Annotated in this window: 9 protein-coding genes and 1 pseudogene; 7 read left to right on the forward strand and 3 right to left on the reverse strand. The window is 44.9% G+C overall.

From position 1 onward, the window contains the following. Positions 1-96 precede the first annotated feature (96 nt). The 3 genes from P253_RS06435 (at position 97) to P253_RS06450 (ending at position 3,825) form a co-directional block, all read left to right on the forward strand. Positions 97-1,161 carry an OmpW/AlkL family protein gene (locus tag P253_RS06435; protein WP_016659202.1) on the forward strand — a complete coding sequence of 355 codons (1,065 nt, stop codon included), beginning with the start codon at positions 97-99 and terminating at the stop codon, positions 1,159-1,161. 154 nt (positions 1,162-1,315) lie between these two features. Then, positions 1,316-2,527, forward strand: coding sequence for an MFS transporter (locus P253_RS06440; protein WP_016659203.1), 1,212 nt, complete (start codon positions 1,316-1,318; stop codon positions 2,525-2,527). 332 nt (positions 2,528-2,859) lie between these two features. Further along, positions 2,860-3,825, forward strand: coding sequence for a TauD/TfdA dioxygenase family protein (locus P253_RS06450; protein WP_016659205.1), 966 nt, complete (start codon positions 2,860-2,862; stop codon positions 3,823-3,825). A 131-nt stretch (positions 3,826-3,956) separates the two neighbouring features. On the opposite strand, the gene sthA is transcribed toward P253_RS06450, so the two are convergent. After that, positions 3,957-5,372 (reverse strand): Si-specific NAD(P)(+) transhydrogenase, encoded by a 1,416-nt coding sequence (sthA, locus tag P253_RS06455; RefSeq protein WP_016659206.1) that lies wholly within the window; start codon positions 5,370-5,372, stop codon positions 3,957-3,959. Positions 5,373-5,585: 213 nt separating this feature from the next. On the opposite strand from sthA, the gene lipA reads away from it, so the two are divergent. The 3 genes from lipA to P253_RS06470 all read left to right on the forward strand — a co-directional run bounded on the left by lipA (position 5,586) and on the right by P253_RS06470 (position 10,157). Then, a complete protein-coding gene (gene lipA, locus P253_RS06460) occupies positions 5,586-6,599 on the forward strand; it encodes a lipoyl synthase (protein WP_005179140.1) in 1,014 nt (337 codons plus the stop codon). A gap of 453 nt (positions 6,600-7,052) precedes the next feature. After that, positions 7,053-9,626: an acyl-CoA dehydrogenase gene (locus P253_RS06465; protein WP_016659207.1), complete on the forward strand. Its 2,574-nt coding sequence runs from the start codon at positions 7,053-7,055 to the stop codon at positions 9,624-9,626. Between the two features lie 144 nt (positions 9,627-9,770). Next, a complete protein-coding gene (locus P253_RS06470; protein ID WP_016659208.1) occupies positions 9,771-10,157 on the forward strand; it encodes a carboxymuconolactone decarboxylase family protein in 387 nt (128 codons plus the stop codon). A gap of 14 nt (positions 10,158-10,171) precedes the next feature. Here P253_RS06470 and P253_RS06475 read toward each other — a convergent pair whose 3' ends face one another. Next, a complete protein-coding gene (locus P253_RS06475) occupies positions 10,172-10,432 on the reverse strand; it encodes a hypothetical protein (protein WP_005179143.1) in 261 nt (86 codons plus the stop codon). A gap of 434 nt (positions 10,433-10,866) precedes the next feature. Then, a pseudogene (locus P253_RS06480) lies at positions 10,867-12,210 on the reverse strand (amidohydrolase). Positions 12,211-12,446: 236 nt separating this feature from the next. Between P253_RS06480 and P253_RS06485 the strand changes: the two are divergent. Further along, on the forward strand, positions 12,447-12,959 hold the full coding sequence (locus tag P253_RS06485; protein WP_016659211.1) for a tetratricopeptide repeat protein: 513 nt from the start codon (positions 12,447-12,449) through the stop codon (positions 12,957-12,959). The last annotated feature ends 221 nt before the right edge of the window (positions 12,960-13,180 follow it).

Here is a 13,180-nt window from a genome sequence, read left to right on the forward strand (position 1 = left end):
CAATCTTCTTCAAAAACAACAGTCTTGCTTTATCTAACTATTAAATAATGGCCCTTATAAAAACGAGCAACAAATTGGACATGGAGTCCCTTATATATGAAGAAGACCTTATTATTTGCCAGCACGCTGTTGGCCTTACCTGCTGTTTCTTATGCCTCACCGTATTTTAGCCTGCAAGATGGTGATGGATTTAAACGCTTTTCTGTATCGGTCGGTGCTTTACATGTCATGCCACAAGGTAAAGCCCAACCTTTCCGAGTTAACACATCGGTTAAAGAAGGTGAAACTGCAAAAGTTGGAGATATCAAAGCACAAACGGTGCTCGACAATATCAAACCAGGAAGTAGCGTCAATCCTTTCTTAAAGGCTACTCTTGATGGGCTAGCTTTAATTAATGCTGATGTCGCCTCAGCACTGAGTGGAACTGCTGAAATCCGTGGACTCAGTCAATGGGATAATCCAGGTACGGGTTTAGAAGCCGATGATGTCACCACATTGGGCATCATGACCAATTACTTTTTTACCGACAATATTTCTTTTGAAATGAAAGCTGGTATTCCGCCTAAAGTCGATTTACAAGGCAAAGGAAAAATTTATGCACCTTTTTCAGCAACTGCAACACCTATGGGCGGAGCTTTAGGAAATTTAGAGCTTGAAAATGATATTTTCATTACCGATCTAGAAGCGCATGGTCCTGCAGCTTCGGCACGTGCTTGGACACCAGCATTTGAGTTTCAATATCACTTTGGCAAAACCGGCGTGAATAAATTCCGCCCTTATGTCGGCCTAGGTTTAATGTATGCCTACTTTAACGAACTGGAAATTAACCCACGCACCGAACAGGATCTGATTGCCGCCGGTCATATGATTGCCAATATCAAACAGGGGCAAGCCGGTGCATCACTGGAAGGCACACCTAGTAATGCCAATCCGAAAGTCGAACTTGAAGCCTCGGATACGTTCGCACCGGTAGCAACAGTTGGTTTTACCTATGACTTTAATGAAAAATGGTTTGCGGTTGGTTCGCTGTCCTATGCACATCTGCAAAATGACACTACCATTACCGTGACCGATGCAACGCATGGCGAACTTATTCGTTCTAAGGCCGATATTGAAGTGAATCCGATTTTGGCCTATGCCGGTATTGGTATCCGTTTCTAGACTTTAATTTTTCAGTCCATCATCAGGCAGCCTTTAAGGCTGTCTTTTTTGATGCAGCCATAAAAAAATTTTATCATTTGATGAATTTTATTTTATCGCGATCTGCGGCTGAATCGACTACCATAACAAGCTGTTAGCCATACGTGGATGCCTTATGTCGAATGCTCAATTTTCCAAACCTCTAATTTATATGTTAATTGGAAGTGCCATTATTTTGGCATTATCGCTTGGGGTTCGGCATGCATTTGGTTTGTATTTGGTGCCTATGAGCCATGAATTTGGTTGGGGACATAATGTCTTTAGTTTAGCCATTGCCATGCAAAACCTGATTTGGGGTGCAGTCCAACCCATCACAGGTGCTTTTGCAGACAAATACGGCAGTAAAATTGTAGTTGCAGTCGGTGGCGCACTATATACACTCGGCTTATTACTTATGGCCGTCAGCTCAACAGGCTTATTGCTAAATTTAAGTGTGGGTTTAATTTTAGGATTAGCGCTTTCTGCGACCTCATTCCCTGTACTACTTTCTGCAGTGGGTCGTGCTGCTCCTCCAGAAAAGCGTAGCCTTGCAATGGGTATTGCCAGTGCTGCAGGCTCGTTTGGGCAATTTATTATGTTGCCATCGACCTTATTGTTATTACAAAGTGTGGGCTGGTCGGGCGCTTTAATTGTCAGTGCGATTTTAATTGCATTAATTGTTCCTTTGGCATGGATGCTCAAAGCACCCATGTATCAAAACTCCAATGCAAGTTCAGTCAGCCAACCCGCTTTAGGCTTTAAGCAAGTTTTGGTGATCGCCAAAAACCATAAACCCTTTTGGTTTTTAGCTTTGGGCTTTTTTGTCTGTGGTTTTCAAGTAGTCTTTATCGGGATTCACTTACCTAGCTACTTAATTGATCATGGCTTTAATGCAACCACAGGCACAGTTTTTCTGGCACTGGTGGGTTTATTTAATATTGTAGGCACCTATACCGCAGGTTGGTTAGGTGGTCGCTATTCGAAACCACACTTGCTGATGTGGCTTTACGGACTACGCGGTATTGCCATTATCACCTTTTTAATTCTACCTTTAAGCATCTGGACAATTTATGCATTCGGGATCATTATGGGCTTATTGTGGTTATCTACAGTGCCTTTAACCAATGGTATTGTGGCAAATATGTTTGGAATTAAATACCTGACCATGCTCAGTGGCGTTGTATTTTTCACACACCAAGTTGGCTCTTTTTTTGGTGGATGGCTTGGCGGTCTAAACCACGATCTGACAGGTAACTATAATGCAATCTGGATTGTTTCTATTGCTTTAAGTGCGTTTGCGGTCTTGGTACATTTTTGGGTAGATGAGGAGCATGTCATTCATGATTAATTCTTTATTTAATTTTAAAGTATTGCTCACACTCGCAATCACTGCCCTTTTTGGCTTATCGATTTTTTTATGGATGCAAACGCCACAACTATTCGAATATTTTAATCAGGCGTTTTGTGCACATTGATGTTTAAAAACCCGCAGCATCAACAACAAATCCCGAAACAGCAAATTCAGTTATTTGGTTTGCTGTTTTAATTAAAAGAATATAAATCATATATTTAATTATTTTTATAGCCTTTTCATAAGTTTAGCATTTCTTCTGATTTTATTTGGCCTGTGGTTTTTTCTAAATTTTCTTGAGGCAATAACACTGAGAGAAAAATTTAAACATGACCAGTCTGACCCCACTTTCCCAAGCCATTCATGATGCACCGCGCTGGCATCAGGCCGATCAATTTCAGGACGGCAGCGAAATCCGGATTGTTCCACACACTGACCAGGCTCTTGGTGCGGTGGTGTATGGATTAGATGCGCGCAAGGCTCAATCGGGTGAAACCATTTTCCGGCTGAAACAGGCCTTGGCAGAACATTTAGTTTTAATTTTCAAACAGCAACAGCTGGATGATTTACAGTATCTGGCCTTTACCACCTATTTCGGTTCAATTTTTCGTCCCGCTGCCGACACGCCTGTACTGGCCGCGCAGGATGATAGCGGTGTATCACCCGATATCGTGCCTGTTTCCAATGCGGTAGGACAAGGCGATTATACTGGTCATGGTGAATTAAGCCCGCATGCCAATCATCAATGGACACCGCTGCCCTCCTTTGGCTCTTTGCTGTATGCCATTGAACTGCCACAAGATGGCGGCCAGACCAGCTGGATTAATACCATCAAAGCTTATAATGCCCTGGATGCCGATACTCAGGCACATATCGACCAGCTACAACTGATTATTTACAACCCTTTTGTCCGCCGGCAGAAAACCCAAGCCTCGTCGCAAGACGGCGTTTATGGCAACAGTCCGCTGTATCGCTTTAAAGATCAACCGGTTTTAAGCCATGCCTATCCACATCCTTTGGTGCGCACCCATCCAGAATCTGGGCGTAAAGCCTTGTGGCTCAATACCCATACCGAAGTGGAACTGGAAAACTATGAAGATCAGGCTGGTAGCGAACTGATTGCCCAGTTACGTGCCCATCTGCTTCAACCAGAATTTGCCTATGAGCATCAGTGGGAAGTCGGTGATATTGTGTTCTGGGATAATCAGGTCACCCTGCATTCCCGTCGTCCATTTCCGGCCGAGCAGTGCCGTCTGTTAAAACGTATCAGCCTTGCCGGAAGCCGGCCGTTCTAAGCAGGAACTGAACTTGGGATGCTGAATATTACCAATGTTCAGGACTTTGACTGCAGGATATTTATCCTTTTTATCCAACCATAAAAAAACCCGCAAACTGTGTTTACGGGTTTTTCAGTATGAGCAACCGCTTAGAACAGACGGTTCATACCATTTAAGGTCGCCACACGATACGCTTCTGCCATCGTTGGATAGTTAAATGTGGTTTCTACAAAATACTTGATGGTATTGTTCGGGCTGTTCATCACCGCCTGACCAATGTGAATAATTTCTGCCGCGTTATTCCCGAAGCAATGTACACCCAATACTTCTAAAGTTTCACGGTGGAACAGAATTTTCAATTCACCAACCGTATCACCGGTAATTTGCGCACGTGCTAGATGACGGAAAGAAGCCTGACCCACTTCGTACGGAATTTTCTCTTCGGTCAGTTCCTGCTCGGTCTTACCAATTGAAGAAATTTCCGGAATGGTATAAATACCGGTTGGAATATCAGTCACTGGTGCGACATTTTCTTCGCCACTCATGTTGGCACCAGCACAGCGCCCCTGGTCATAGGCAGCAGACGCCAGAGATGGCCAGCCAATCACGTCACCGGCAGCGAAAATATTTTCTACTTCGGTCTGATATTGTTCATTTACAGTCAGCTGACCACGGCTGTTTGGTTTCAGGCCGACATTTTCCAGACCCAGGCCATCGGTATTGCCTGAACGGCCATTACACCACAAGATAGCATCAGCTTTAATTTTCTTGCCGCTTTGCAAATACAGCACCACGTGATCATCAAAGGTTTCCAAATGATCAATCTGCTCATTGTGACGAATTAACACACCCTGCTCACGCAAGTGATAAGACAAGGCATCGGAGATTTCATCATCCAGATAGCTGAGCAATTTATGCTGGGTGTTAATCAGGTCGACTTTATGATCCAAACCAATGAAGATCGAGGCATATTCACAGCCAATGACACCGGCACCATAAATGATAATTTTCTGAATCGAGAAATCCAGATCCAGAATCTTGTCTGAATCGAATACACGTGGATGGTTAAAATCTAAAATTTCTGGACGATACGGACGTGAACCGGTTGCAATCACCAGCTGCTTAAAAATCAGGGTTTCCTTAATGCCTTCCGGACTGAATACCAGCACGGTATTTTTGTCCTGCACATAAGCACGACCGTGATAGATATCAATTTTATTGCGGTCATAGAAGCGCGAGTGGGTATCGACCTGCTGCTGAATCACTTTATGTGCATTACGCAGCACCTGTTTCATGGTGAACTGTTTCCAGTCGCCCACTTTCTGGAACATCGGATCACGCTGGTAACGGATGATGCTGGATACCGTCTGACGCAGCGCCTTACTTGGGATTGTGCCCACGTGAGTACAGTTACCGCCGAGTTGCTCACGCATATCCACCACAGCAACACGCATGCCCGATTTGGCAAGTTTCATTGCTGCGCCTTCACCTGCAGGACCAGAACCTAAGACCACCGCATCATATTTAACGAAAGTTCCGGCAACCACCTCTTTTTTACGTGGCATTCAACGCTCCTTAAACTAATCTATTCTGTTTATATCTCATATGCATATTATGACTGAAAACATCATGATTTTCTGTATTTACCTAGCATATATTGCGTGATAGCCACATTTTTTAAATGAATATCGTTTTTTTCCTATTTGCACCCAAGTCCGTTATAATGGAGGCGCTATTTTTCGAATATCTCCCCCGTCAAAACAGTGGAAAAGTTGAATATGTCTGAAAACCGTAAACCAGAACAGGGTGTTAAACTTCGTGGCGCAGAAAAGGTCGCTCGTATTCCTGTAAAAGTTGTGCCTACGGTTGAAACGCCGCGCAAACCGGACTGGATTCGGGTCAAGATGGCGGCGCCAGAAGAAGTTCAACGGATCAAATCGACACTGCGTCAGCAAAAACTACATACCGTATGTGAAGAAGCAGCCTGTCCGAACCTGCCAGAATGTTTTGGTGGTGGTACTGCAACCTTTATGATTATGGGTGATATTTGTACCCGTCGCTGTCCGTTCTGTGACGTTGCCCATGGTCGTCCGAATGCACTTGATCCGGATGAACCGCGTCATATGGCTGAAACCATTGCCAACTTGGGTCTGAAATATGCGGTCATTACCTCGGTAGACCGTGATGACCTGCTTGATGGCGGTGCACAGCATTTTGTTGACTGTATTAAAGAAGCGCGTGCCTTAAGTCCGAATACCCTGCTGGAAATTCTGGTTCCGGATTTCCGTGGCCGTATGGATATTGCGCTGCGCATTATGACTGAATGTCCGCCAGATGTGTTTAACCACAATATTGAAACCGTGCCACGTTTATATAAAGCCATGCGTCCGGGTTCAGACTATCAGCACTCTTTAAACCTGCTGAAAATGTTTAAAGAATATTGCCCGGAAATTCCAACCAAGTGTGGCCTGATGGTGGGTATTGGTGAAACTGAAGAAGAAGTGATTTCATTATTGGATGATCTGAGAGCACATGATGTAGATTATGTGACTATTGGCCAATATTTACAGCCATCAAAACAGCATGCACCAATTGACCGCTTTGTAACACCAGAAGAATTTGAGCGTTATGCAGAACATGGCCGCAAACTGGGCTTTAAAAATATCTGGTCTGCACCAATGGTGCGCTCAAGTTATTTTGCAGACCGTCAATACTACGGCGAGCCAGTTCCAGCAGTACGTCGCAAGACTGATCCTGCCAAGAAAATTAGTGTACAAACCATCGAAGCATAAGCTGAGAAAACTAAGCTTAGAAAACAAGGCCCCGGATTCGGGGCTTTTTTACAAGGTCATCTTTTACTTAAATTTTTACATCGTCCTCGGATCAGAATTTTTAGCTCAGAGAAATCATCTATTTCCTCTTAGCCCCAAAGACGGCTCATCTTTAAAAACACCCTCATTTAAACCAGAAGTAAATTTCTATCATTCTTTGACCTAGCTGCTAAACCCTTACTTATCTTCACATTTCGTTGCGCGTTCTTACTTGAATAGCGATCATTTTTCAACCAATCTTCATCCATAGAGTTTGTTTTTAGCAATCGTTTTGATGGTCTTGATATTTAAAAAAACGATACCGAAGTTCCAAGAACAGCCTTCACCGGATGACTTCAGACAAAATGAAGCAGCATTTCTTTCATTTTTCCTTGCAGGCACGGTGATGCTGTAGCAGCCGGGAGAAATACAATAATGCTTTTTATACTCAGTATCGTCATTCTTGTTTTTACACTGTGGGCGATTTTCTATTTTCAGCTGTCTCGCAACAGCGGTACCATGACCCTGATCGCGGTCAGTATTGTCTCTGCCTTTATTAATCCCTGGTCCTTAATTTTAGGCATTCCTTTAATTGTGCTAAGCATAATTGTGATGGTGGATGCCTTGCGCATGAAAATCATCACCCAACCCGCGTATAAGGCTTTGTCACAAGCCATGCCAAGCATGAGCAGCACCGAACGTGAAGCACTGGATGCCGGCACCAGCTGGTGGGAAAAAGAGCTGTTTATGGGTGCGCCCAACTGGGATACCTTTGAGCAATATCCCTATCCTACGCTCAGTGCGGAGGAACAATCCTTTTTAGACAATGAAGTGGAACAGCTGTGCAACATGCTGGATGAATGGGAAATCCATCATAAGCACAAAGATTTATCTCCTGAAACCTGGCAGTTTATTAAAACCCATGGATTTTTGGGCCTGATTATTCCCAAGGAATACGGCGGCAAGGCTTTCAGTTCTTTTGCGCAAAGCCGGATTATGAGCAAAATTGCCTCACGCTCCCTAACCGCCGCGGTCAGCTGTATGGTGCCCAATTCCTTAGGCCCGGGTGAGTTGCTGCTGCACTACGGTACCGATGAGCAGAAAAAACGTTACTTGCCCGGTCTGGCCAAAGGCGAAGAAATTCCCTGCTTTGGGCTGACCAGCCCGGAAGCCGGCTCCGATGCCGGTGCCATCCCCGATACTGGCGTGGTCTGCTATGGCCAGTTTGAAGGCCGGCACGTACTGGGTCTGAAAATGAATTTCTCCAAACGATGGATTACATTGGCGCCCATTGCCACCGTGATTGGTCTGGCTTTTAAACTGTACGATCCGGACGGTTTACTCGGCGATAAGACTAAAACCGACTATGGCATTACCTGTGCGCTACTGCCGGCCAATCATGCTGGAGTAAAAGTCGGGCCGCGCCATCATCCCGGTTCACCATTTATGAATGGCACGGTCGAAGGTCAGGATGTGTTTATTCCACTCGACTGGATTATCGGTGGTGTGGAAAATGCCGGTAAAGGCTGGCGCATGTTAATGGAATGTCTGGCCGTCGGTCGCGGGATTTCCTTACCGGCACTGTCAACCGCTGCCGGGGAAATGACCTATTTAAATGTCGGTGCTTTTGCGCGAATCCGCCAGCAATTCAAGTTGTCGGTGGGGAAATTTGAAGGCGTACAGGAAGTCACCAGTGATATTGCCAGTGAAACCTATATGCTGGAAGCCTTTCGCTATCTGGTGACCTGTGGACTGAATCAGGGCGGCAAACCTGCCGTGATGACCGCGATGGCCAAGTACTATGCCACAGAGTCTATGCGCCGTGTGGTTAATCATGGTATGGATGTGGTCGGGGGCCGCGCCATCCAGTTGGGTCCACGGAACTTTCTGGCGCTGACCTATCAGGCCATTCCAGTTTCCATTACCGTTGAAGGGGCCAATATTTTAAGCCGCTCGCTGATGATTTTTGGCCAGGGTTCTATGCGTTGCCATCCGTATTTGTATGAAGAATTACAACTGCTACAAGCCCCTGATAAAGATGCCGCGCTGACACAATTTAATGAACTGTTCTACCATCATCTCGGTTATACCTTTAACCGGACTGCGCGCGCATTTGCCTTTGGCTGGTTTGGCGGTTCATCTGATGCTCCGCAACAAGCCGATGAATTTAGCCGGCCTTATTACAAAACCATCAACCGTTTTAGTGCGGCCTTTGCCCTGACTGCCGATATGTGTCTGGGTTTATTGGCCGGTGATATTAAACGCAAGGAAATGCTGTCCGGACGCCTGGCCGATATTCATGCGCAGCTGTTTATTGCCACCGCCATCTTAAAATACTATGCACATGGGCAAAAAACCGCAGATGAGCAACTGCATGCGCAACTGGCTTTAGACAAAGCACTGTTTAATGCACAAGAAGCCTTCTTTGGACTGTTCAATAATTTCCCTATGCAGCTGGCGGCTGGCGTCGTGAAATTGATCTGCTTCCCGTGGGGCCGTGCCTTGCAGCCACCAAGCGATCAGCTGAAACGTGATGTGGCCATGAGCATGATGCAGGACAATGCTTTTCGCCAGCAGCTGAAACAGCATGTTTTCTATAACACGGACCCGGACGATGTCTTTGGCCGGATGGAAAGTACCTTCCGGAGCTTAACCGAGATTGAACCGCTGTGGGATCGCTTTAAAAAAGCTGAAGCCAAAGGCAGTTTTGATGGCCTCAGTTTTGAAGAACACATTGCCGATGCCCTAAATACCGGCGCGATTCAACCCGAAGAAGCTAGCCAGCTACTCAGTTATAACGCGCAGCGCTTTGACAGTATTTTGACCGATATTTTCGATATGCAGCTGGAACAGACCCTGCCACTAGACAATCCGCATTTAATTGAACCTTTAGGTGTCGATACGGAAGCTCATCCTCCGGCAACTTCAGCAGAACCGAAAACCGGTGGCACCGCACAATTGGCCACAGATCATCATAAAGAGGATCCGGAAGCTTTTATACGCTTTTAGCGGCGACTTACATAAAGTGGCTTTCGGGCCACTTTTTTATGGACTGGAAATGACACTTCTGACAGGCATTCTACGACCATCTTCCAATGGTATAGACTACATAAGCCGTTAAGCTACATCGAAAACAATATTGAGGGAAACAAGATGTCACAAAAAGATTATGACAATGGTTTAAAAGTACGTACAGAAGTCATGGGTGAAAGTTTTGTGAAACGTGCGCAGGACAATACTGTGCCGTTTACCCAGCCTTTGCAGGACTGGATTAATGAACATGCCTGGGGTTCTACCTGGCAACGTGAAGATGTATTGCCGCGCAAATATCGTTCACTGGTGACAATTGCCTTTTTAACTGCGCTCAAAAGCCCGACTGAATTAAAAGGTCATGTACGCGGGGCTTTAAATAATGGCGCGACAGTGGAAGAAATTCAGGAAGTACTACTGCATAGCCTGCCCTATTGCGGCGCACCGGCCACGCAAGAAGCCTTCCGTGCAGCGTTAGAAGTCATTCAGGACTATCAGGCCAACGCGTAAATTGTCGGGCGAGTTTAAATCCAGTACACATTAAAGCTGTAAAAGAATTCACTGACTTCAAAACGTACCTGATAACCAAGCTGGGTCAGTTCGGCAGAGAGATTGCGAATTTCTTCCAAAGGCAAATGTTTGGGCAATACCGTAAATACTGCAGTGTTGCCCTGCTTGGCATTCTCTTCAATTAAACTGGCTAAACGCGCTTTATACAGGTTGATGTCCAGATTGGCATGCGCCGAAAGCACTTTTGCATCTTCTGCGGTTAGAAAGTTCACCATTTTTTTCTTCTCTTTTTTTGTTCCGTTGTATGGGTCTAACTTAAAAAATGCTACGGCTCCGCTCAACTCTATTTTTGTAAGTAATTTAAATTAAAGATGAATTGGTTTACATCGACTGCTGTTATCCATCCTCTGATAAATCAAAAACTCCCTTATCCTGGTTTTCTCTCTAAGTCATAACAGACGCAAACAAGGAATATTTAATCTTCATTTTATAATTAACGCATGATCAGGTTCTGAGAGGTAAAAGAGATTAAATAACTTAGGCTATTTTGATATATGGGTTCCGTTAAACTTCCATCGTTATTACCTAACTCTCTCCTGCTCAATTTTATATTTCAAAGCGGATATTTGATTGTTCTATCTATGAGTCATAAAAAACGGAGCCGATCTGCTCCGTTTTTTCGCTCTTGGGATTTATATATTCAAGAGTATTATTTTTTCGCCTTCCATGCACTTTGTACCTGGCTGGCAACTTTTGGATAATCCAGAATAAAACGCATATGCGACTCTACCCCGGTTTTTAAGGTTTTATCATCGACAATAAAGTACGGGTTATGGTTCGGTGCGGCTTTACTCATATCCTGATCAGCCGGTGTCGCACCCAGGAATACAAATAAAGATGGCATCAGCTGGCCATAATAAGAAAAGTCTTCACTGGCGCTCTGGTTATGTTCTAAAACATGCGCCTTACCTTCACCCGCGGCCTGAATTAAAGATGGCGCCATCAATTCAGTTAAGGTTTTATCATTGGTGGTGACCGGCGCATACGGTGAAATTTCCACTTTGGCTTTTACATCATTGGCTTGCGCGGTGTGATCAATCATGGTTGGCAGGTTTTTGTAGATGCTTTGACGGATATCTTCATGATTGGAACGAATGGTTCCGATCATCGAAACCTGTTCAGGCAAGATATTACCACTGGTACCACCCTGAATCTGGCCGATACTGACCACGCCCATGCCGTTACTCAAGTCGGCACGGCGCGACACCATGGTCTGTAAATTCTGGATAATATCAGCCGCGGCGACAATAGAATCACGTCCTTTCCACGGCATGGAACCATGTACCTGCTGACCGGTTAAAGTCACGCGGATTCCATCGGCACTATTTAAAGCCGCACCATCTTTATAGAAGATATTGCCACTTGGCATACCCGCCATCACGTGCATCCCAAAAATCACTTCAGGTTTTGGATTATTCAGTGCGCCATCGGCAATTATTTTACGTGCACCGACCTGATCACCATTCAGGAAGTTATCAATATCGGCACCACCTTCTTCCGCAGGCTGGAATACAAAGACCACGGTTCCGGCAATTTTATCTTTATTTTCTGCCAGTGCTTTAGCTGCACCTAACAACATGGCAGTGTGGGTATCATGTCCGCAGGCATGCGCGACCGGTGTTTCTGCGCCCTAATAAATACCTTTGGCTTTACTTGCAAAAGGCACTTGGGCTTTTTCCTTCATCAGCAAGGCATCCATATCGCCATGCAAGGCCACAATTGGACCCGGTTTTGCACCTTTTAATACGCCAATCACACCGGTTTTGGCAAAGCCTTTTTTCACTTCAATGCCGTAAGAACGTAATTCTTTTTGCACCAGTTCCGACGTTTTAAATTCCATATTGCCAAGTTCAGGATTGGCGTGAATATGATGACGCAATTGAATGGTATGCTGCTCGACTTTTGTAGCGGCATCATCCACCCAATCTGCAAAAGCAAACTGAGAGATACTCATGGCTAACCCCAAGCTAAGACAGGTTTTAGTGAGCTGCATGGAAACTCCATTTTTATAACCGTTTAAAATCTTATCTTCGGAGAATTTAGGGTTAAAATACAAGGCTATTGTTGTAATTTTATATAGTCATTTGCACTATACTTGATATTTTAAAAGTTTAAAATTACCGCAATTTAGCGAGCAATTTTGCGCTATGACTCAAAACATTTCATTTCAGATTGGCTTTTTTCCGGCAGACCTTTTAGGCTTATAGCAAATATTTTCTGGATATGACCATGTCGGACGCCATCACTGTTCCTCCCGCCCTGATTAACCGTGCGCTTACAGGCCAAGCCGATGCCCAGTTTGAGCTGGCTGAATTGTATATGCAAAGCGAGCATGAAGATGACAACCTGCTGGCTGAAGAATGGGCCTTAAAAGCCGCTGAAAATGGTCATCTGGAAGCCATGTACTGGTTGGGCGAAGGTTATACCGTCTATGCCAAAGACGTGCAGGAAGATGATCCTGAAGATTCCAAAACTCACTTTGAGTTAGCCTATTACTGGTTGAAACAAGCAAGCGAACAGAAACATGCAGGCGCAATTCTGGAGCTGGCTGGCTATTATCGTCGTGGGAATGTGGTAGAAAAAGATATTCCGACCTCGGTAAATTTGGTTCAGCAAGCGGCTGAACTCGGTGATGCACAGGCCATGCGCGATTTGGCTTGTATTTATGAACATGGCCTGGGGGTCGAGATTAATGAAGCACAGGCAGATTACTGGGCCGAAAAAGCCAAAGCTGCCGATTAACCCATTCAACCCGATCAAAACCTCATCAGATGATGGGCTTTTTTATATTGATGCATGGAGATAGGCGCTGGATTAGCCGGAATTTTTAATTGTTTTGGAGATCAAAGAACACTACAGCGAGAAACAGGAACAGTTTAGCCAGATATTCAACAATTTCAGATTGGAACTCTGGGCAATTTCCAAGTACAATACTGCGCTAGTCGAGGGATGCTGCGACGTTT

The sequence above is a fragment of the Acinetobacter indicus CIP 110367 genome, assembly GCF_000488255.1.
GTDB classification, from domain to species: Bacteria; Pseudomonadota; Gammaproteobacteria; order Pseudomonadales; family Moraxellaceae; genus Acinetobacter; species Acinetobacter indicus.

Coding starts and splice junctions, on each gene's coding strand:
- P253_RS06475 (WP_005179143.1), bottom strand. CDS start 10,432: ATGGTGAACTTTCTAACCGCAGAAGATGCAAAAGTGCTTTCGGCGCAT.
- P253_RS06470 (WP_016659208.1), top strand. CDS start 9,771: ATGTCACAAAAAGATTATGACAATGGTTTAAAAGTACGTACAGAAGTC.
- sthA (WP_016659206.1), bottom strand. CDS start 5,372: ATGCCACGTAAAAAAGAGGTGGTTGCCGGAACTTTCGTTAAATATGAT.
- P253_RS06435 (WP_016659202.1), top strand. CDS start 97: ATGAAGAAGACCTTATTATTTGCCAGCACGCTGTTGGCCTTACCTGCT.
- P253_RS06485 (WP_016659211.1), top strand. CDS start 12,447: ATGTCGGACGCCATCACTGTTCCTCCCGCCCTGATTAACCGTGCGCTT.
- lipA (WP_005179140.1), top strand. CDS start 5,586: ATGTCTGAAAACCGTAAACCAGAACAGGGTGTTAAACTTCGTGGCGCA.
- P253_RS06440 (WP_016659203.1), top strand. CDS start 1,316: ATGTCGAATGCTCAATTTTCCAAACCTCTAATTTATATGTTAATTGGA.
- P253_RS06450 (WP_016659205.1), top strand. CDS start 2,860: ATGACCAGTCTGACCCCACTTTCCCAAGCCATTCATGATGCACCGCGC.
- P253_RS06465 (WP_016659207.1), top strand. CDS start 7,053: ATGCTTTTTATACTCAGTATCGTCATTCTTGTTTTTACACTGTGGGCG.